The organism is Bradyrhizobium macuxiense (assembly GCF_001542415.1).
GTDB classification, from domain to species: domain Bacteria; phylum Pseudomonadota; class Alphaproteobacteria; order Rhizobiales; family Xanthobacteraceae; genus Bradyrhizobium; species Bradyrhizobium macuxiense.
On the sequence record NZ_LNCU01000062.1, the window covers coordinates 23,502 to 43,142 of the forward strand.

23 protein-coding genes and 1 pseudogene are annotated in these 19,641 nt (G+C 64.0%); 14 read left to right on the top strand and 10 right to left on the bottom strand.

The window, feature by feature from the left end; all coding sequences use genetic code 11:
* Positions 1-13: 13 nt before the first annotated feature.
* The gene (gene pdxR / locus AS156_RS18600; protein ID WP_066507222.1) at positions 14-1,516 is read right to left on the bottom strand and encodes a MocR-like pyridoxine biosynthesis transcription factor PdxR; all 1,503 of its coding nucleotides are present in this window, start codon (positions 1,514-1,516) and stop codon (positions 14-16) included.
* Between the two features lie 73 nt (positions 1,517-1,589).
* Between pdxR and AS156_RS18605 the strand changes: the two genes are divergently transcribed.
* Positions 1,590-2,315 (top strand): pyridoxamine 5'-phosphate oxidase family protein, encoded by a 726-nt coding sequence (locus AS156_RS18605; protein WP_066507225.1) that lies wholly within the window; start codon positions 1,590-1,592, stop codon positions 2,313-2,315.
* 53 nt (positions 2,316-2,368) lie between these two features.
* On the top strand, positions 2,369-3,646 hold the full coding sequence (locus AS156_RS18610) for an ArgE/DapE family deacylase (protein WP_066507228.1): 1,278 nt from the start codon (positions 2,369-2,371) through the stop codon (positions 3,644-3,646).
* Between the two features lie 138 nt (positions 3,647-3,784).
* Here AS156_RS18610 and AS156_RS18615 read toward each other — a convergent pair whose 3' ends face one another.
* Complete coding sequence (locus AS156_RS18615; protein ID WP_066507230.1) at positions 3,785-4,573, bottom strand: cobalamin-binding protein; 789 nt, start codon at positions 4,571-4,573, stop codon at positions 3,785-3,787.
* A gap of 181 nt (positions 4,574-4,754) precedes the next feature.
* On the opposite strand from AS156_RS18615, the gene AS156_RS18620 reads away from it, so the two are divergent.
* Together AS156_RS18620 and AS156_RS18625 are read left to right on the top strand one after the other, a co-directional pair.
* Entirely contained in the window at positions 4,755-5,153 is a 399-nt protein-coding gene (locus tag AS156_RS18620) for a PaaI family thioesterase (RefSeq protein ID WP_066507232.1), read from the top strand.
* A 145-nt stretch (positions 5,154-5,298) separates the two neighbouring features.
* Positions 5,299-5,922, top strand: a complete 624-nt coding sequence (locus AS156_RS18625) for a GNAT family N-acetyltransferase (RefSeq protein WP_066507234.1) — start codon at positions 5,299-5,301, stop codon at positions 5,920-5,922.
* 76 nt (positions 5,923-5,998) lie between these two features.
* Here the strand turns inward: AS156_RS18625 and AS156_RS18630 are convergent, their stop codons facing one another.
* Both AS156_RS18630 and AS156_RS18635 read right to left on the bottom strand, forming a co-directional pair.
* Positions 5,999-6,307, bottom strand: a complete 309-nt coding sequence (locus AS156_RS18630; protein ID WP_066507236.1) for a hypothetical protein — start codon at positions 6,305-6,307, stop codon at positions 5,999-6,001.
* A 156-nt stretch (positions 6,308-6,463) separates the two neighbouring features.
* Positions 6,464-7,150, bottom strand: a complete 687-nt coding sequence (locus tag AS156_RS18635) for a DUF2161 domain-containing phosphodiesterase (protein ID WP_066507238.1) — start codon at positions 7,148-7,150, stop codon at positions 6,464-6,466.
* Positions 7,151-7,290: 140 nt separating this feature from the next.
* Here AS156_RS18635 and AS156_RS18640 point away from each other — a divergent pair, with 140 nt between their 5' ends.
* On the top strand, positions 7,291-7,635 hold the full coding sequence (locus AS156_RS18640; protein WP_066507247.1) for a GrlR family regulatory protein: 345 nt from the start codon (positions 7,291-7,293) through the stop codon (positions 7,633-7,635).
* A 21-nt stretch (positions 7,636-7,656) separates the two neighbouring features.
* Here the strand turns inward: AS156_RS18640 and fabG are convergent, their stop codons facing one another.
* The gene (gene fabG, locus AS156_RS18645; RefSeq protein ID WP_066507249.1) at positions 7,657-8,337 is read right to left on the bottom strand and encodes a 3-oxoacyl-ACP reductase FabG; all 681 of its coding nucleotides are present in this window, start codon (positions 8,335-8,337) and stop codon (positions 7,657-7,659) included.
* 125 nt (positions 8,338-8,462) lie between these two features.
* On the opposite strand from fabG, the gene AS156_RS18650 reads away from it, so the two are divergent.
* Together AS156_RS18650 and AS156_RS18655 are read left to right on the top strand one after the other, a co-directional pair.
* Entirely contained in the window at positions 8,463-9,158 is a 696-nt protein-coding gene (locus AS156_RS18650) for an SGNH/GDSL hydrolase family protein (RefSeq protein ID WP_066507390.1), read from the top strand.
* A 121-nt stretch (positions 9,159-9,279) separates the two neighbouring features.
* A complete protein-coding gene (locus tag AS156_RS18655) occupies positions 9,280-9,477 on the top strand; it encodes a hypothetical protein (RefSeq protein WP_066507258.1) in 198 nt (65 codons plus the stop codon).
* 9 nt (positions 9,478-9,486) lie between these two features.
* On the opposite strand, the gene AS156_RS18660 is transcribed toward AS156_RS18655, so the two are convergent.
* Together AS156_RS18660 and AS156_RS18665 are read right to left on the bottom strand one after the other, a co-directional pair.
* Positions 9,487-10,230: a tyrosine-protein phosphatase gene (locus AS156_RS18660; RefSeq protein ID WP_066507261.1), complete on the bottom strand. Its 744-nt coding sequence runs from the start codon at positions 10,228-10,230 to the stop codon at positions 9,487-9,489.
* A gap of 258 nt (positions 10,231-10,488) precedes the next feature.
* Complete coding sequence (locus AS156_RS18665) at positions 10,489-10,689, bottom strand: DUF2735 domain-containing protein (protein ID WP_066507269.1); 201 nt, start codon at positions 10,687-10,689, stop codon at positions 10,489-10,491.
* A 540-nt stretch (positions 10,690-11,229) separates the two neighbouring features.
* Here AS156_RS18665 and AS156_RS18670 point away from each other — a divergent pair.
* From AS156_RS18670 to AS156_RS18680, 3 genes are all read left to right on the top strand, one after another.
* Complete coding sequence (locus tag AS156_RS18670) at positions 11,230-12,264, top strand: glutamine synthetase beta-grasp domain-containing protein (protein ID WP_066507271.1); 1,035 nt, start codon at positions 11,230-11,232, stop codon at positions 12,262-12,264.
* A gap of 122 nt (positions 12,265-12,386) precedes the next feature.
* A complete protein-coding gene (locus AS156_RS18675) occupies positions 12,387-13,073 on the top strand; it encodes a substrate-binding domain-containing protein (protein WP_066507392.1) in 687 nt (228 codons plus the stop codon).
* 32 nt (positions 13,074-13,105) lie between these two features.
* Positions 13,106-13,924, top strand: a complete 819-nt coding sequence (locus AS156_RS18680) for a tetratricopeptide repeat protein (RefSeq protein WP_066507273.1) — start codon at positions 13,106-13,108, stop codon at positions 13,922-13,924.
* A 14-nt stretch (positions 13,925-13,938) separates the two neighbouring features.
* Here AS156_RS18680 and AS156_RS18685 read toward each other — a convergent pair.
* Positions 13,939-14,139, bottom strand: a pseudogene (locus AS156_RS18685) (LysR family transcriptional regulator); the annotation flags it as partial.
* A 195-nt stretch (positions 14,140-14,334) separates the two neighbouring features.
* Here AS156_RS18685 and AS156_RS18690 point away from each other — a divergent pair.
* Entirely contained in the window at positions 14,335-15,084 is a 750-nt protein-coding gene (locus AS156_RS18690; protein WP_066507277.1) for an SDR family NAD(P)-dependent oxidoreductase, read from the top strand.
* Positions 15,085-15,354: 270 nt separating this feature from the next.
* Complete coding sequence (locus AS156_RS42150) at positions 15,355-15,504, top strand: hypothetical protein (protein ID WP_016843021.1); 150 nt, start codon at positions 15,355-15,357, stop codon at positions 15,502-15,504.
* Positions 15,505-15,539: 35 nt separating this feature from the next.
* On the opposite strand, the gene AS156_RS18695 is transcribed toward AS156_RS42150, so the two are convergent.
* Positions 15,540-15,983 (bottom strand): DMT family transporter, encoded by a 444-nt coding sequence (locus AS156_RS18695; protein WP_066507279.1) that lies wholly within the window; start codon positions 15,981-15,983, stop codon positions 15,540-15,542.
* A 158-nt stretch (positions 15,984-16,141) separates the two neighbouring features.
* Here AS156_RS18695 and AS156_RS18700 point away from each other — a divergent pair, with 158 nt between their 5' ends.
* Positions 16,142-17,764, top strand: a complete 1,623-nt coding sequence (locus tag AS156_RS18700) for an ABC-F family ATP-binding cassette domain-containing protein (protein WP_066507281.1) — start codon at positions 16,142-16,144, stop codon at positions 17,762-17,764.
* Between the two features lie 8 nt (positions 17,765-17,772).
* Here AS156_RS18700 and AS156_RS18705 read toward each other — a convergent pair whose 3' ends face one another.
* Positions 17,773-18,405, bottom strand: coding sequence for an LbetaH domain-containing protein (locus AS156_RS18705; protein ID WP_066507284.1), 633 nt, complete (start codon positions 18,403-18,405; stop codon positions 17,773-17,775).
* 286 nt (positions 18,406-18,691) lie between these two features.
* Here AS156_RS18705 and AS156_RS18710 point away from each other — a divergent pair, with 286 nt between their 5' ends.
* Positions 18,692-19,567: an MBL fold metallo-hydrolase gene (locus AS156_RS18710; RefSeq protein ID WP_066507287.1), complete on the top strand. Its 876-nt coding sequence runs from the start codon at positions 18,692-18,694 to the stop codon at positions 19,565-19,567.
* The last annotated feature ends 74 nt before the right edge of the window (positions 19,568-19,641 follow it).

The window sequence follows — 19,641 nt, forward strand, 5'->3', positions numbered from 1 at the left end:
CGAGCGACCTTAGTCAGGCGGCTGCGATTCTCATAGGGCGGCGCGGCTTGGCCGACACCGTGCGCGTGGCGCGCAACGCAACGAGCATCGCCTTCGCCAATTGCTCCGCCGACGCGACGAGTTGTGGGACCGGATGACCGGAGAAGCCGAGCACAAATCCCGGCAGCGGACGTGCGCGATGATAGGTCTCCGCGAGCAGCCAGCCGCCGACACCGGCGGCCGCTTTCGCATCCGATGCAACGCGCGGATCGGTCGCCGGATCGAGCCGCGCCACCAGATGCAGGCCTTGCGACGGCACGGGAACCGTGAGCTCGCCTTCGGAGGCCGCAGCGAGGGTAGAGGCCAGCACGTCGCGGGCCTCGCGGTAGAGTTTGCGCGCTTTGCGCAAATTGGCGGCAAAGGCGCCGGAGTTCAGCATATCCGCAACCGCGCCTTCCATGAGCGTGCCGGGAAAGCGGTCGAGCGCGGCGCGTGCCGCCGTCACCGGGCCGATCAATTGTTCGGGGAGGGCGCAGTAACCGATGCGCAACCCCGGGAACAGTGTCTTGGCGAAGGTGCCCATGTAGATCACGCGGCGCAAATGATCGATGCCCGCGAGCGACAGCAGCGGCGCGCCGTCATAGCGGAACTCGCTGTCGTAATCGTCTTCGAACACGAACGCACCGGCGTCCTTCGCCCAGTCGAGCAATTCGAGCCGGCGCGGCATCGACATCTGCACGCCGAGCGGAAACTGATGCGATGGGGTCACGTAGGCAGCGCGCGCTGCCGGCGCCGACACGCGTCCCTTGCCGACCATCATGCCGGATGCATCGACCGGCACCGACACCGGACGATAACCGCAATGCTCGATCGCGCGCTGCGCCGCCGGATAGCCGGGATCCTCGCACCAGACCTGATCGCCGGCTTTCAGGATTGCGCTCAGCACGATGCGCAGCGCGTGCAGCGTACCTGATGCCAGCATGATCTGTTCGGGGTCGCAGCGCAGCCCGCGCGCCGACAACAGGTGGTCTGCGATCGCGGCACGCAATTCGCGATTGCCTCTGGGGTCGCCGTAGTGGAGATGCTCCGGCCCGAACGCGCGCAGCCGGCGGCCGGCAAAGGCCCGGAAGCGTTGCAGCGCGCGCTCGTCGATATGCGTGCAGCCGAGCGACAGCGCGCTGTGCTGCGGCGGCTCGATGGTGATCTTCGCGCGCCGTGATGCCGCGGCCTGCGCCGGGATGCGTGCCGCAACGAAGGTGCCGGAGCCGGTGGTCGCAACCGCAAAGCCGTCGGCGATCAGCCGCTCATAGGCCGTGGTCACCGCGTTGCGGCGGAAGCCGGTCTGTTTCGCCAGCGCGCGCGACGGCGGCAGCGGCTCGCCCGGCTTGACGATGCCGCCGACGATGGCGTGGCACAGCGCCTGATAGAGCCGGTGCTGCGAGGCCGCGCCCTGCGTGACGTGCGGACCTGCGAGGTCGAGCGGGAGTTCTGCCTTGCGCGGCGACGGCTTCGGTGAATTGGTCGGAATTTTTCGCATGGAATTGGCACTATCGCAGACCAAATGGACCGCTACAACTGTCGTCAGATTCCAAATTTCGCGAGGCATTGCCGTGACCGAAGGTGCATCCGCTCCGTCCTACCCCAAGTCGTCCCGCAACCGGGTGAAGCGCCGCCATGACCGCGGCTTCTACGACCACGAGACCGTGCACCGGATCCTGGATGCCTCGATGCTGTGCCACGTGTCTTACGTCATCGACGGCCAACCCTATTGCACGCCGACCTTCTTCTGGCGCGAAGGCACCAGGCTCTACTGGCACGGCTCGAGCGCGAGCCGGATGCTGGAGCACCAGGCGGAGGGGCAGAAGGTCTGCCTGACGGTGGCGCATCTCGACAGCCTGGTGCTGGCGCGCTGCGGCTTCAACCATTCGGCCGACTATCGCGCCGTGATGGCGTTCGGCTCAGCCTATCTCGTCACCGATCCCGAGGAGAAGCAGCGCGCGCTGGTCGCGATGGTCGATCGCTTCTTCCCCGATCGCACCGCGAGCCTGCGGCCGAGCAGCACGCAGGAGATCAAGGCGACCTCGTTCATCGCCATGGAGATCGAGGAGGCCTCGGCCAAGATTCGCGCCAAGGGCGTCGCCGATGATGACGAGGATTACGAGTTGCCGATCTATGCCGAGCGCATCCCGGTGCGCACCGTCCTCGGCGCGCCCGAGCCGTGTCCGCGGCTGCTCGACGGCGTGGCGCGGCCTTCGACGCTCGATGGCTATTCGGAGGGCCGTCTGCTCGACGATGCATTGCGGGATGCCTATTTTGCAGAATACCCGGCCGGCTGAAATCGGGTTACGCTGACGCTCCCGCCTCTCAATATCCCCGATGGAGCTGCTGCATGACTGCCGATACGCAACAACGAATCCTTGATGCCGTTGACGAAGGGTTCGATCAGCAGCTCGCGACGACCGAGGAGTTCGTCTCGATCCCCTCGACGCGCGGCGCCGAGGGCCCTTGCCAGGACATGATCGGCGACCTGCTGCGCCGACGCGGCTACGAGGTCGACGACTGGCACATCAATCTCGACGAGCTCAAGGATCTGCGCGGCTTCGGCCCGATCGAGCACGATTTCTCCAAGGCGCGCACCGTGGTCGGCACCTACCGTCCAGCCAGCAATGCCGGCAAATCGCTGATCCTGCAGGGCCATTGCGACGTGGTGCCGACCGGACCGCTCGATATGTGGGAGACGCCGCCGTTCTCGCCGGTCATCAGGAACGGCCGGATGTACGGCCGCGGCGCCTGCGACATGAAGTCGGGCACGATTGCCGCGCTCTATGCGCTTGATGCGATCGAAAAGGCCGGGCTCAAGCCGACGGGGCGGGTTCATTTCCAGTCCGTGATCGAGGAGGAGAGCACCGGCGTCGGCGCGCTCTCGACCTTGCAGCGCGGCTATCGTGCCGATGCCTGCTTCATCCCGGAGCCGACCAGCGGCAGGATGATCCGCTCGCAGGTCGGCGTGATCTGGTTTCGCCTGAAGGTGCGCGGTTTCCCGGTGCATGTGTTCGAGGCCGGCGCGGGCGCGAACGCGATCATGGCCACGTATCATCTTGTCCACGCGCTGCAGAAGCTCGAGATCGCCTGGAACGAACGGGCCAAGGCGGATCGCCATTTCAAGGACGTCAATCATCCCATCAACTTCAACCCCGGCATCATCAAGGGCGGCGACTGGGCCTCCAGCGTGCCGGCCTGGTGCGACGTGGATTGCCGGATCGCGGTGTTGCCGGGCTGGTCGATATCGGAGTGCCAGAAGGAAATCCTTGCCTGCGTCGCTGCCGCCGCGCGCGACCACCGCTTCCTCTCCAACAATCCGCCGCAGGTGGAATGGTCGGGATTCCTGTCGGAAGGCTATGAACTCACCAATTCCGAAGCGCCGGAGGCGGCCTTCGCCAAGGCGCACAAGACCGTCTATGGCGGAACGGTGGAAGACCGCGCCTTCACCGCGCTGACCGACACGCGCTTCTATGGCCTGAACTACAACATCCCGAGCCTCTGCTTCGGCGCCAGCGGCGAGGCGATGCACGGTTTCAACGAATATGTCGACCTGGAGTCGTTGCGAAAGACAACCAAGGCCATCGCGCTGTTCGTCACCGAATGGTGCGGGGTGGAGAAGGCGTAGCCGTACTCTCCACGTCATTGCGAGGAGCTCGCGACAAAATTGCAAAGCAATTTTGCGCTGAAGCGACGAAGCAATCCACGGCACAGCACGCGGTGAGTTGGATTGCTTCGCTTCGCTCGCAATGACGGTGGCGAAAGCTCAGGGCCGCTCCGGCCACAACGCCTTGACGATCGCATCGAGCCCGTCCGTCAGCGCGGCGGGGCCGGGTTGCAAGATGATCGTCGACTTGATCTCGACGATGCGATCGTTGCGCACGGCGGGGATGTCGCTCCAGCCTGGACGCTTACGAATGCGGTCGGGCACGACCTTCTTGCCGCACCAGGATGCCAGGATCACGTCGGGCATCGTGTCGCGCACGACGTCCGGAGAAATGATGCGGTCCTTGGCCGCCTTGCAGGCGCGCAGATGCGGCAGCACGTCTTCGCCGCCGGCGATCTCGATCAGTTCGGACACCCAGCCGATGCCGCTGATCAGGGGATCGTCCCATTCCTCGAAAAAGACCTTTGGCCGAGCTGAGGGCCGGGGCGTCGCCGCGATCGCTGCAAGCCGTTGCGCGAAGTCTGTCGCGAGCCGCTCGGCGCGATCGGCGGCACCGACGATCGCGCCGAGAGTACGGATCATCGCGAAGATGCCGGCGAGGTCGCGCTGGTTGAAGACGTGAACTGCGACGCCGGCGCGGATGAGGTCGGCGACGATAGCGGCCTGCAAGTCGGAGAAGGCGAGCACGAGATCGGGGGCGAGTGCGAGGATCTTCGGAATGTCGGCGGAGATGAAGGCCGACACGCGCGGCTTCTCGCGGCGGACCTGCGGTGGCCGCACCGCGTAACCGGAGACGCCGACGATGCGGTCCTGCTCGCCGAGCAGGTACAGCGTCTCGACCGTCTCTTCGGTCAGGCAGACGATCCGGCGGGGAGGGAAGTCGCGCATCGCGGAAGCTATGCAGACTCGTCAGCGATTGTCACACGGCCATGACGTTATCAGCACCATTACCTCGGACGTCATTGCCGAGCTTGCCCCGGCAATCCATCATGCCACGAACACTCGCGAGGAACGATGGATACGCGGGTCAGGCGCGCCTAGACGCCCCAGAGACGAACGGGAGGACTTGATGACGCTGCTCGAAAAGATCCAGTCGATGAAGATGCCGTTTGCGGAACTCAAGGGTGTCATCTTCACGGAGGCCGACAAGGATCGCGTGGTCGCCCGGATGGTGGTGCGGCCGGAACTCTGCACCCTCAATCACATCATCCACGGCGGCGCGGTGATGGCGTTTGCGGATTCGGTCGGGGCGGCCGCGACCGTGATCAACCTGCCTGAGGATGCCAAGGGGACGACGACGCTGGAGAGCAAGACCAATTTCATCGGTGGGGCCAAGGAAGGGACTGCGGTGATCGCTACAGCGACGCCGGTTCATCGGGGGCGGCGGACACAGGTCTGGCAGACCCGGCTCGAGACCGAGGATGGCAAACTGGTCGCGGTCGTCACTCAGACGCAGATGGTATTATGATAGCTATTTGCGGCGAATTTCTCCAACAAATTCAAATATGTGGCAATTAAGTGAATCTAGAAGCTTGAATTATATGGTGCGATGCACAACATTGGGGTGCTAGGGACTCAACGCCTCCTCGAGGGCTACCAAGAGGAGTTATGAAATGAACCACCATTCCATCCGTTCGACGCTCAAGGGCACCGTGCGGACGTTGAGCCAGCAGGAGGAGCTTCCCCTGCTGCGCGATCATCTGTTGAGACTGGATCGAACCAGCCGTCATGATCGGTTTCATGGCTTCACCGACGACAGTTTCATCCGCCGCTACGCCGAGCGGTGCGCCAATGACGGCACCGTGATCATCGCCTATTTCGAGGATGGCGTGGTTCGCGGTGCGGCCGAGCTGCATCCGCCGGAGCAGTCGCCGGACGCGCAGCCTGAGATCGCGTTCAGCGTGGAGCGGCCAGCGCGCCGCAAGGGCGTCGGCAGCATCCTGTTTCGCAAGCTGATCGCGGAAGCACATGCCAAGGGTTACGCCAATCTGCGCATCACCACCGGCGCGCAGAACGACGCGATGCGGGCGCTCGCCACCAAGTTCGGCGCGCAGCTGACCTTCCGTCACGGCGAGTCCACCGGCAGCATCGACCTCAGCGACCATAGCCAGGCCGAGCCTGCACCGGCCGCAGCAGCCGCGGTTTCACCGGTCGACGCCGCGCGCGCGATCGTCGACATGAATCGCGCCTATTGGCGGATGGTGATGCAGATGTCCGGCTGGGGGCGGGCGGCCTGATCGGTTCACCAGACCAACAGCAAAAAGGGCAATTCGCTTAGCGAATTGCCCTTTTATTTTTCAGCAATCGGTTTTTTCAGGTGCCGGTGCGCTTGTCCGTCGAGAAACGCCGGACCACGCGGCGCTCGACCACGACGGAACGCTGCGCGCCCTGTTCGCCGGCAATCACGCGGGTGGCGGTGCCGGTGCGAGCGCTGACGCGCGCGGTCTTCTTCACTTCGGCCAGCACGTCTTCGTAAGGCAGGCCCATCAGGGCCGACGCGATCTCGGCCTGGGCTTCGAGATCATCGGTAATACCGACGGCTGCGAAGATTGCCTCCTCGAGCGTCGGCGGGTCATGCCGTACGCGTCGGGTGCCATACTTGGTATTCCAGTCTCCGCTCATCGCCGCCTCATATTTGAATCGCGGGAGATACGTAGGTGGCCTTATGTTGCATTGCAATATGAAAGTGTGATGGCAATCCAGCCATGCAACCAGAGTCTCTCAATCTTGTGAGTGCCGGAAAGTTCGATCAGGACCGCGGCATCTCCATTGACGCTCCTACGGTGCTGCTCCCGCAGCACCTGACAGATCGGCCTGCTGCTGCGGCCAGCGCTTCAGCGCGGCGCGGCCGGCATCGGTGAGTATATAAATGCCGCGCTCGGCACGGTCGAACCAGCCATAGACATTGTGCAGCAGGATCTTACCGGCATCGGGAATGTCGCTTCTCAGATCGCGCACGCGCCGTGGCCCTTCGGATAGCGCCGAAGCACAGGCAAGCGCCTGCTGTCGATAGGCCGTCATGATCGGCGCGCGCGTCGAGCCGCCCATGGCCGGATCGCCCTTGCGCTTCTGGTGCTCGGCAATTAGGCGCGACCGCTTCTTGGGATTCCGGCGCGGGGCCGCGGTCGGCGGCTTCACCAGGACCTCTACGTCGCCGGTTGCGGTGACACCGAGCATGCCGAAGCCGAGCCGCCGGCACAGATTGCGATAGCGCGCATCGCTCTCGCGGCCCTTGCCGCGGACCGAGATCTTGGCGGCGATCCAAACCTCATCCGAGGCGCCGGCACGATCGACCGCCTGCAGGATCAGTTCGAGATTGAAGGCGAGCTTGAGTTCCCCGATCACCACAACCGGTGGATCGTCGCCGCTCAGCGCAACCAGATCGCAGCCGCCGATCTCGCCCTTGACGGTGAAGCCGAGCTTTTCAAGGAAGCGTTTGACGGGCAGATAAAGCGCGGTTTCCAACGGGCAGGCTCCAGCGGCGCCTCCGGCCGCGACTCATTGCTGCAGCATAGCCCGGAATCGCGCTTTCCGACGCGAAGGGGATTTGCTCAGGACGGACCCGGACGGCTATTGTCATCGACGGGACGGGGCGCGACCATTCGATGATCCGGAACGGGCTTTATCACATCACCGTGGAATTCCTTGATGGAGTTCAAGGCGGCAATCAGGGCGTCATGGTGCTGCGTGACGGCCAGATGCGCGGCGGCGACTCGTTCTTCTACGCCTTCGGCAGCTACACCGCGGCCGACGGCAAATGGAAGGGCGAGGTCACCAACCAGGAACACTCGCCGACCTATGGCGAGCGGCCGATCTGGGAACGCAAGGTCGTGACCATTGGATTCACCGGCACCTATACCGATGAGGCCGCCGAAGGCGACGGCATCGCGCTCGCCGGCAAGCAGAGCATCCGCTTCAGGTCGAAGCTGCGACTGCTGATCCCGGATTGAACGGGATGATGGCGGAGCCGTCTAAACCCGGCCGTTGACCGGCAACAACGCGCCCGTGACGGCGCTGGCGGCGTCGCTGGCGAGGAACAGGATCACGTCGGCGAGTTCCTTCGGCGTCACCCATTTGGAGACGTCGGCTTTCGGCATGGCGGCGCGGTTGGCCGCGGTGTCGATGATCGACGGCAGCACGGCGTTGACGGTGACCTTGCCCTTGAGCTCGGCGGCGAGCGACTCCGTCAGGCGGTGCACGCCAGCTTTGGAGGCGGCATAGGGGCCCATGCCGGCGGCCGCCTGCAATGCGCCCAGTGCGCCGATATTGATGATGCGTCCGGCACCGGACTTGGTGAGATGCGGGATGGCGGCGTGCGATGTGTTCAACGCGGTCATCACGTTCATTGCGTACATGCGCTGCCAGGTCGCGGGCTCGCCATCAGCCACCGCCTCGAAGGTGAAGCCGCCGGCGATGTTGATCAGCGCATCGAGCCGGCCGAAATGTGCGGCAGCCTGATCGATCGCGGTCTTGGCCCGCGCCGCGTCGGTGAGATCGACGCCGCCGAGCTCGATGCGGTCAGGCGTTGCCGCAAATTGCGACGTTGCATGATCGATGCCCGCGACGCGCGCGCCCCGCGCGAGAGCCTCCTCGGTGACCACCTTGCCGAGGGCGCCGAGTGCGCCGGTGATGACGATGGCTTTTCCGTTCATGGCGGTCTCCGTACACGCAAGGGCAGATGAGCCCACTATGATCAGGCGGATTTCATTTGCAATGCCGCGATTTTCGCCGCCTAGTGCGGGTATTCATCCGTTCATTCACGCAAAGGATGTTTGCGATGCCCGGGCCGAGGACATGCGAAACCCATCCCGATATCGTCAGGTTCGATCATGGACTGCCGCGTTTTGCAGAGGCGCTGAAGTCCCATCGCAAGGTCAAGGTGGTGGCGCTCGGATCGTCGTCGACCGCGGGCGCTGACAACATCCTGCCATTTCCGCCGCGGCTCGAAGAGCTGCTGCGGCAACGCTTCTTCGGCCGCATGATCGACGTGATCAACCGCGGGATCGGCGGGCAGGAGGCACCGGAGGAATTCTCGCGCATCGAGTCCGATGTCGCTGCCGAAGCGCCGGCGCTGGTGATCTGGCAGGTCGGCACCAACGCCGTCTACAAGAGTTACAATCCGGCCGAGGTGAAAGCGACGTTCGAGGCAGGACTCGATGTGCTGGCCGCGCTTTCGCTCGACGTCGTGGTGATGGACTCCCAGTACACATCGGCGATCATAGGCACGCCTGACGCACTCAAGCTCGCCAACATCATCATGCCGATGATCGCCGAGGTCGCCGCGCGCAAGCAGGTGAATCTGTTCCGTCGCTTTGCGTTGATGAAGCGGTGGGTCGACGACGGGATTCCGCTGGCCGAGCTCGATGACGGCGCGCAAGAGCATCTTCACACCAGCGAGTGGGCGACCAACTGCGTGACCCAGGCATTGTTCGGCGCGATCGATGAAGCCCTGGCGCCCGAGTCTATTTCGTAAGGCTGGCGATTACGTAAGACTACGGGGGTGGGCCTGATCGGTAAAATTTGCTGCAGTTCTGTAAGTCGATTGCAGATTCCTGTCCGTAAAAGCGAAGGCCGACCAAGGCAGGGGATCGACTATGGGAAATCTACCCGATCACGGTTTACCGCTCGTTCAGCTCAAGGAGCAGCGGCGCGAACTCGTGGTGGCGCTGCAGAATCGCAAAGCGCCGGTGAGTAATTGGGAGTTGATGCAGATCGCGGCGATCCAGCAGGCGATCTCGGCATTCGAGGACGTGATCGCCGATCTCGATGCGGAGCTCGACGCCGCGGCCTGAGCGGAGCGATCAGGCCTGCAGATAGCGGCCTTCGAGCATCTTGCGCTCGGGCTGTCCGAGCCCAAGGCCGTCGCGGAAATATCCGTCGAGGCTGCCGTAATCGGTATCGATCGCCTCGAACGCAGCATCCAGGAACGGCCGCTGCACGGTGCCGAGCACCTGCTTGACGTCGTCGGGAAGCTCGGTGCTCGCGGACGGGTCTCGCTTGTAGAACTGGTTGGTCAGGAGATAATCGTCCGCGATCACGTCGTCGGGCACGCCGAGCGCGTGCAGGATCAGCGCGCAGGCAAAGCCGGTGCGGTCCTTGCCGGCGGTGCAGTGGATCACAAGCGGGGCGCGGTCTTCCAGCAGATGCGCAAACAGCGTGCGGTAGCGCGCCGTGTTGTCCTGCACATAGCCGCGATAGGAGTCGCGCATCACGTCGACCGCATCGGCCTTCGAGAGCTGCCGGCTTTCGGCGATCGCGCGCAAGGCGGCCACCACCGTTGGCTCGACGGGCAGCGAATGCACGGTGACGTCGGCCATGCCGCAGAGTGCTTCGGCACGTTCGACGATGCCGCGGAAATCGAAGGCGCTTTTGACCCCGAGCCCGCGCACCACGGTCACGTCCTGCTCGGTCAGATGCGCAAGATGATTGGAACGGAAGATCTGCCGCCAGCGTACCCTCCGCCCGTCACGCGTCTGGTAGCCGCCGAGGTCGCGAAAATTGCTGGCGCCGGCGAGATTGAGATGACGGGCGGGGGCTTCGGACATCGGGCGGGCCTGTTGCAGCTGAGGGTCTCAGCGCAGCTCTATAACCGGCCAGTGCGGGGGAGAATATGACTTATGGCGGGGCTGCATTCTCGCCCACGCAATTCGCTGCGGCGCGTTTGGCAGCCGCGCCTGGACGCGTGAGATTGCTCGCGTGACAGCATGGCCACAAAAAAGGGCCGAAACGCCTGGTTCCGACCCTTCTTTACCGTTCCGACGCCGCCTGACATGGCGGCGTCACGCCTGTCTGTCGCGCCGGCATCAGTGATCCCGACCCGGCTTGGTGTCGTCGATCGCAGCCTGATGATACCAGCTTTCGCTGCAGATCGAGGTTTCGACCTGCGCTTCAAGTTCGAGCGCCGTCCGTACTTCGCCATATCGGCGTCCGCCGAGCGCAGCGCGGCCCCCGGCCGGGAATTGATAGATCTTGGCAGATCCCTGATTTAAGCCTGAACGCATCATCGCAAATCTCCTCAGTCGGAAACGCGAGCCTCCATGGTGCGCCCGACTCCTTCGCGCGTGGTTACCTGTTTTCGATATTGGCGGAGCCCTCACAGGTCGCAAGATGACTAAGAAATAATCACATTCTGACTAGTTCGTAGGCAGAATCTGGTTTGCCCTTCGCAAGGCAGGGTGCAGATGATCAATGCTTGTGCCGGGGTGATGGTTGCCGCGGGCGCGCCATCGAGACGCCAACCGCCACTCGACGCTGCCTCGCTTTTGATCGGAAACCGGTATCCTGCGCCGATTTGCCGGGGAATCAGGCGGCTGCGGGCTTCCAAAGAAGATTCTGACCGACCCCGACGCATGGCAGCCGCGCTCCTATGTCGCAGCAAAAAATGCAATGTCCGTTGTGGACACCCGCGGGAAGCGCGGGTGCCGCAGTGCAGCGACTGGCATTTTACTTGCTTAGCAGGAACCGGCCGATGGTGGCCGGGTACGCGTGGGGCGACCGATTGGCTATCGGTTCCTCACGGTTTGCATCATCAACAGAGAGGCTCAATGACCAAGTACAAGCTCGAGTATATCTGGCTCGACGGATATACGCCGACGCCGAACCTGCGCGGCAAGACGCAGATCAAGGAATTCGCGTCGTTCCCGACCCTCGAACAGCTTCCGCTGTGGGGCTTTGACGGTTCGTCCACCCAGCAGGCTGAAGGCCACAGCTCTGACTGCGTGCTGAAACCGGTCGCCTGCTATCCCGACGCTGCGCGCGAGAACGGCGTGCTGGTGATGTGCGAAGTCATGATGCCCGACGGCAAGACCCCGCATCCGTCCAACAAGCGCGCCACCGTGCTGGACGACGACGGCGCCTGGTTCGGTTTCGAGCAGGAGTACTTCTTCTACAAGGACGGCCGTCCGCTCGGCTTCCCGGAAGCCGGCTATCCGGCGCCGCAGGGCCCGTACTACACCGGCGTCGGTTACTCGAACGTCGGCAGCGTCGCCCGCAAGATCGTGGAAGAGCATCTCAACCTCTGCCTCGCCGCCGGCATCAACCATGAAGGCATCAACGCCGAAGTGGCGAAGGGCCAGTGGGAATTCCAGATCTTCGGCAAGGGCTCCAAGACCGCTGCCGACCAGATGTGGATGGCCCGCTACCTGATGCTGCGCCTCACCGAGAGCTACGGCATCGACATCGAATTCCACTGCAAGCCGCTCGGCGACACCGACTGGAACGGCTCGGGCATGCACGCCAACTTCTCGACCAAGTACATGCGCGAAGTCGGCGGCAAGGAGTACTTCGAGAAGCTGATGGCGGCTTTCGAGAAGAACCTCATGGATCACATCGCCGTCTACGGTCCGGATAACGACAAGCGTCTGACCGGCAAGCACGAGACCGCGCCCTGGAACAGGTTCAGTCACGGTATTGCGGACCGCGGCGCTTCGATCCGCGTCCCGCACTCCTTCGTGAACAACGGCTACAAGGGCTATCTGGAAGACCGTCGTCCGAACTCCCAGGGCGACCCCTACCAGATCGCGTCGCAGATCCTGAAGACGATCTCCGAGGTTTCGACCGGCGCGAAGGCCGCGGCCTAAGTCGAGCTTCGATCCGGATGAAGACATCCGGTACTGCAATCCGGTCCGTCAGAGGAAACTCTGGCGGACCTTCGCATTTGATGGCACCGCTTCGGCTCAAACGGATGCGGAAGGCGCAAGTCATGGACAATTCGGTTCGCGTGCTCTCGACATTGGCGCTGAAGGGCGCCGTTGCGCGGCTCGCCGAGGCCTATCGGGCGGCAAGCGGCGTCCGGATCGATGCGGATTTCGCGCCGACGCTCGCGCTGCTCGACCGCTTACGCCGCGGCGAGGGGGCCGATCTCGTGATCCTGACCCGCGAAGGGCTCGACGCCATGATCGGCGAAGGCCGCGTAGCGCCGGAGAGTGCGGTCGATCTCGCGCGCTCCTATGTCGGCCTTGCCGTGAAGTCGGGCGCAGCGCATCCCGACATCGCGACCGAAGCCGCGCTGCGCGCGACGCTGCTGGATGCGCGGGCGGTGGCGTATTCGCGGCTCGGCGCGAGCGGTATCCTGTTCGCGCAATTGATCGAGCAACTCGGCATCGCGGAGGCAATCAACGCCCGGGCGGTGATCATTCCCGTTGGATTCACGGCGGAGAAGCTCGTCACCGGCGAGGCCGATCTTGCGGTCCAGCAGATCAGCGAACTGAAGCAGATCGCCGGGATCGAGGTCGTCGGTCCGATCCCTCTCGACTTGCAGACGCCGGCCGTGTTCTCCGCCGGCTGGATGACAGCCGCGCCGAGAGCGAATGCGGCCGATCACTTGCTGCGCTTCCTCTCATCCGGGGCAGTCGCGGCTGTGTTGCGCGGGACCGGGCTCGAGCCTTGAATTTACCGGCCCGGCGACGCAACGTGCCGCGCATGATCAAACGGTTTCATGCAATCTTCGTTGTCGCGGTCCTGGCTGTACCGTCGCTTGCGCATATGCAATCCGCCGATCTCGTGCTGTGCGACCGCGTCGCCGCCGATCCCTCCGATCCCGACAAGCCCGCCGACGTCAAAGGCGTGCCTGAGATCGCGTCGTCGGATATTTCGACCGCGATCAAATATTGCGCGATCGCTGCAAGATCCTCGCGCCGTGCGATGTACGACCTCGGCCGCGCCTACGCCGCGAACCGTCAGCTAACGGAAGCGGCTGCGGCCTGGCGCAAGGCCGCCGACAAGGGCTCGACCTCGGCGATGGTGGAGTTGGGCGTGCTCTATGGCACCGGCGCAGGCGTAGCGAAGGATCAGGCGCAAGCGCGCAAACTGTTCGAGCGCGCGGCGCAGGCCGGCAATGCGCGCGGCGTCAGCAATCTTGCGGCGCTCGGTGGCGGCGCGGCTTCCGATCCGGTGCGGGCGCGCGAACTGCTGGCCAAGGCCGCGGAGACCAATGCGGAGGCGCAGTATCAGCTCGGCATGATGCTGGCGGACGGCAAGGGCGGTGCACAGGACGACGTCGGCGCGCGGGCGCTGTTCGAAAAGGCCGCCGCACAGAACCACCCAGGCGCGCTTGAGCGGATGGGCGCCTTCGCGCAGGCCGGCCGTGGCGGTCCGAAAGACACCGACGCGGCGAAAGCCTTTTACGAGCGCGCCACGGCGCTCGGCGACGCGGACGCCAAGAAGGCGCTGGAGCGCGCCCGCTGCCCCTATGTCATCAAGGACAAGCGCGGCAACGCGGTGACCAATCTGTGCTTCTAGCGACCTGGCGCTTGTCAGTCGCTGGACGGGGATAGTCCCGCCAGCAGCGGCGCATACGCGGCAAGCCTGCGCGACAGGAATTCTGTGAACAGCCGCACGCGTTTCGTCTTGCGTGTCTCGCCTTGCGTGAGGAGCCAGAGCGTTACGTGCATGTGCAGGCCAGTGCCGGGCACCCGCACCAGCAGCGGCTTGGAATCTCCGACGAAGCACGGCATAACGCCGCGGCAAAACCAATCCGGGCTGGTCGAAAACGCAGCGCTGCGCCAGCCAGCGCCACAATCCCAACAGCACCCGGCGTCCGGATCGTTGGCGCACCACCGCTGTGCGCACTTTCGCACTGAACGGCTGATGCCTGCCGACCTACCTCGAGGTTCCCGGACGAGCCGGGTACGCAAATTGAGGGAAGCATCATGTCGAGATTGGAAGGCAAGGCGGCCGTGATCAGCGGCGGCAACAGCGGCATCGGGCTCGCCATCGCGCAGCGGTTCGCGAAGGAGGGTGCGCACGTCTTCATCTTCGGCCGGCGCCGGAAGGCGCTCGACGAGGCGGTGCAGCGCATCGACGGCAAAGTCACGGCGATCCAGGCGGACGCGTCGAAGCTAGATGACCTGGATCGCGTTGCCGATACGGTCCGCAAGGCGAAAGGCAAGGTGGACGTCGTCGTGTCCAACGCCGGCTTCACCGAGCAGGTGCCGCTGCGCGACATCACGGAGGAGCATTACGACCGCACGTTCAACCTGATGGCCAAGGGGCCGCTGTTCCTGGTGCAGAAGATGCTGCCGATGATGGGGGCTGGAGGATCGATCATTCTGGTGTCGTCGGCCATGCACAGCATGGGCCTGGCGAACCACTCGACCTATGCCGCCACCAAGGCGGCGGTGCGTTCATATGTCCGGACCTGGGCGGCCGAATTCAAGGACAGCGGCATCCGCGCGAACCTGTTGAGCCCCGGCGTCGTCGACACGCCGATACTCGACTCCCAGGCGACCACGTCCGAAGAGGCCGCCGCCATTCGCAAGATGTACGCCAGCTACACGCCCATGCTGAGACTCGGACAGCCCGAAGAATTAGCCAACGCCGCGCTCTTCCTGGCTTCAGACGAGAGCTCGTTCATGACCGGCTCGGACATGCTTGTCGACGGCGGTGTCAGCAACGTCTGACGAAACTCCCAAGCCAATTTCCTGCAGCGGTCGATCTGGAGAGCAGGGCGGCATACGCGGTCATCGGCGCAGGGCGGGTGCGGGACGCTCGCCCGCCTCTTTGCCACCAGAAATATTCCCGTCCTCATCGTCAATTCGAGGCACGGGCAGCGCTCGTGTTTCAGAACCTCATCAAATATCGCGATGTAGCGATCGCCTGGCCCTTGCTCCGTTGGAACGCTTGCGGCGGCATGCTCGTTGACCTCAGGCAGATAGCAGCGAGGCGATGTCATGATCCGCAAGCTGAGGTCCGGCGAGTACCGGCTCTATTCCCGCAAGGTCAATCCGAAGACCGGCAAGCGCCGTAATCTCGGTACTTTCAAGTCGCGCGCCGCCGCCGAAAAGCACGAGCGCGACGTGCAGTACTTCAAGCGGCATTGACGTTGCGTGCGCGCTCACGGCGGCCAACGATGACCTCAATCCCTGATCAGCAGAACGCCGCCGATGACGAGCGCAATGCCGATCAGTCGTGAAACTGACACGGGATGAGGTGGCAGCCCAAAGACGCCGAAATGATCCATCGCGATGCCCGCGAGCATCTGACCGGCGACCACCAAAGCCAGCAAGGTCGCCGCTCCGAGCGAAGGCAATAACAGGATCATCAGCAGGATGAACACGCCGCCGAGGATGCCGCCGCTCCAGGCCCACCACGGTGTCGCCGTCACCAGCTTCAAGGACGGCGCCGGCTCGCGGAGCACCACCAGCACCACCGCCATCGTCAAGAGGCCGCCGAGATAGCTGACGAACCCGGCCCAGGCCGGCGAGTTCAAGGCGGAACGCAGATTGCCGTTCAGGACCTGCTGGACGGACACGGAGATGCCCGCGCCGAGCGCGAGCAGATAAAGAAACCAGGCTTGCATGTGAGGCCCCAAAACAACGATCGGTGCAGTATTCCCGGTCTCGTTCGATTGGCAATGTGGGGCATGCGCCCGGGCATTGCGCGAAACGCACGGAACGGGCTTCCACCAGCGCTCCAGATCGAATAAGAGGCCGCAAACTCCCATTTCCCCATGTTTGCATGATCTGCCTCGATAACGTCTCAAAACAAGTCGGCCACCAGATCCTCTTCATCGAAGCCTCCGCGGCGCTCCAGAAGGGCGAGAAAATCGGCCTCGTCGGCCCGAATGGCGCCGGCAAAACCACGCTGTTCCGCATGATCTCCGGCCAGGAAGTGCCCGATGAGGGCCAGGTCTCGGTCGATCGGGGCGTTTCGATCGGCTATTTCAGCCAGGATGTCGGTGAGATGTCGGGCCGCAGCGCGGTCGCCGAGGTGATGGACGGGGCGGGGCCGGTCAGCGTGGTTGCGGCCGAGCTCAGGGAGCTCGAGGCCGCGATGGCCGATCCCGACAAAGCCGACGAGATGGACGACATCATCGCGCGCTATGGCGAGGTCCAGCACCGTTTCGAGGAGCTGGATGGCTATGCGCTCGACGGCCGCGCCCGTGAGGCGCTGGCGGGCCTTGGCTTCAGCCAGGAGATGATGGATGGCGACGTCGGAAAGCTCTCGGGCGGCTGGAAGATGCGCGTGGCGCTGGCGCGCATCCTCCTGATGCGGCCCGATGTGATGCTGCTCGACGAGCCGAGCAACCATCTCGATCTCGAAAGCCTGATCTGGCTCGAGCAATTCCTGAAAGGGTATGAGGGCGCGCTGCTGATGACCTCGCATGACCGCGAGTTCATCAACCGCATCATCAACAAGGTGGTCGAGATCGATGCCGGCCAGCTCACGACCTATTCCGGCAATTACGAGTTCTACGAGCAGCAGCGTGCGCTCTCCGACAAGCAGCAGCAGGCGCAGTTCGAACGGCAACAAGCGATGCTCGCCAAGGAGATCAAGTTCATCGAGCGATTCAAGGCGCGTGCCTCCCATGCCGCCCAGGTGCAGAGCCGGGTGAAGAAGCTAGACAAGATCGAGCGGGTCGAGCCGCCGCGGCGGCGGCAGACGGTGGCGTTCGAGTTCCAGCCGGCGCCGCGCTCGGGTGAGGACGTCGTCAGCCTCAAGAACGTCCACAAGGCCTATGGCAACAAGCGCATCTATGACGGGCTTGAGTTCATGATCCGCCGCAAGGAGCGCTGGTGCGTGATGGGCGTCAACGGCGCCGGGAAGTCGACGCTGTTGAAGCTGGTCGCAGGCTCAGCCGATCCCGATGACGGTGCGGTGACGATCGGCGGCAGCGTCAAGATGGGCTACTTCGCCCAGCACGCGATGGACCTGCTCGACGGCGAGCGCACCGTGTTCCAGTCGCTGGAAGATGCGTTCCCGCAGGCGGGGCAGGGGTCGTTGCGCGCGCTGGCCGGCTGCTTCGGCTTTTCCGGCGACGATGTCGAGAAGAAGTGCCGGGTGCTGTCGGGCGGCGAGAAGGCGCGGCTGGTGATGGCGAAGATGCTGTTCGACCCGCCGAACTTTCTGGTGCTGGACGAGCCGACCAACCATCTCGACCTCGCCACCAAGGAAATGCTGATCAATGCGCTCAGCGAGTTCGAGGGCACGATGCTGTTCGTCTCCCACGACCGGCATTTCCTCGCCGCACTCTCGAACCGCGTGCTGGAGCTGACGCCTGATGGCATCCACCAATATGGCGGCGGCTACACCGAATATGTCGAGCGCACCGGGCAGGAGGCTCCGGGATTGCGGAGCTAGCGTCCCTTTCAGCTTCCCCACCGCGCGCAGAACGCCTCGACATCTCCCGACTGGAATTCCGGCAGCCGCTCCCAGATCGTTTCCGGTGGCCAATTCCACCACGCGATCTCCGAGAGTTGCGCGGCGATCCTGCGATTGAACCGCTCCTTGATCGGACGGGCCGGCACGCCGCCGACGATGGTGTAGGGGGCGACGTCGCGCGAGACGACAGCGCCTGCCGCCAGCACGGCGCCGTCGCCTACGGTCACGCCAGGCAATACGATCACGGCATGGCCGATCCAGACGTCGTTTCTGATCACGACGCGATCGGCACGGCGATCCCTGAAGAAGCCGCGGTCCCGCTCGGCGGTCTCCGTGTAGTATTCCGGGCAATAGGTGAAGCGATGCTGCGAGGGGCGCTCGAGCGGATGATTGGGCGCGCCGATGCGGACCTGGGCCGCGATCGCGCAGAACCGGCCGATTTGCGCGTCGGCGACGATGCAGCCGCTGCCGAGATAGGAGAAGTCGCCGAGCTCTGTGTACTCGATCGAGGTGTCGCCGAGGACTTCACAGCAACGTCCAACCTGGACCTCCCGCAGCTTGACCGTCGGCTCGATGACAGTTTCGGCAAGCTTCGGGCGGATCGGGTTGGGTTCAGTCATAGCTTTGTCCTCGATGCGGCGAGCTGTTTGAGTCGCGCGCTATCTATCACGGCGAGATGACAAGCGGAGGAGGCCGTAGTCTACCGGCCGGTGAGGTGGGCGATCGTCTCAATCTCGCTGCCGGCCGGGACCGAGAGCCGCGCGACAACCTGGCACCTCCGCGGCGGCACCTCCTCAAGACGACCGCGCCAGCAATGCAAAGGCGCATGGCACGCCGCAGGCTGCTCAGCTTGTGAGGCCCGATGTCCGCGGCTACGTTTTGCAGAAAAGCGGGAGCGATACGGCCATGAGACAGATCAGGATCGGCGACATCACGATCGACGCGGTGATTGAGCGCGAGGGGCCCTGGCGAAGGCCGCAGGATTTCTTCCCGGCCTATGACGACGCCGTGTTCAAGCATCATCTGCGGACGATGGAGCCCGAGGTATTCGACGCCGCGCGCGGCATGATGGTGATCACCTATCAGACCTTCGTGGTCCGCACGCCGCGCTACACGATCCTGGTCGATACCTGCACGGGTGAGGACAAGGGCCATCCGCCGCCGTTCGACTTCCCGGGCAAGGAGCGCTGGCGCAACGAGCTGTTCGCGCTCGGCATCTCCTTTGAGCAGATCGACTACGTGTTCTGCACCCATCTGCACATCGACCACACCGGCTGGAACACGACGCTGCGCGACGGACGCTGGGTGCCGACCTTCCCGAATGCGAAGTACGTCTTCCACAAGCGCGAATACGCCGCCTGGGAAGCCGAGAATGCCAAGGGCGCCAATCCGCCGGGCACGGTGTTTCGCGACAATTGCCTGCCGATCGTCGAGGCGGGACAGGCGCTGCTGGTCGACGACGACTATGCGCTCGACGACACCGTCACGCTGACGCCGACGCCGGGCCATTCGCCCTGTCACTGCTGCGTCAACATCTTCTCGAAGGGACAGCGCGCCGTCGTCGCCGGCGATCTGATGCACCACGCGATCCAGTGCCGCGAGCCGGAGTGGTCTGCCAAGCCGGACTGGGATCCGAAACAATCGGCCGTATCGCGACGGAAGTTCTTCTCGTCGGTGGCCGAGACCGACACGCTGATCCTGCCGATTCATTTCCCGACCCCGACCGTCGGCCTGATCAAGGCGGACGGTGATCGGTTCGATTATCGGTTCAAGCGCGAGTAACGGTCACGTGGTGGTTGCAATTTACAGCTTGAGTGCGCGGCGTTGCAGCGTTGGAACGGATTCTTAACGGCCGC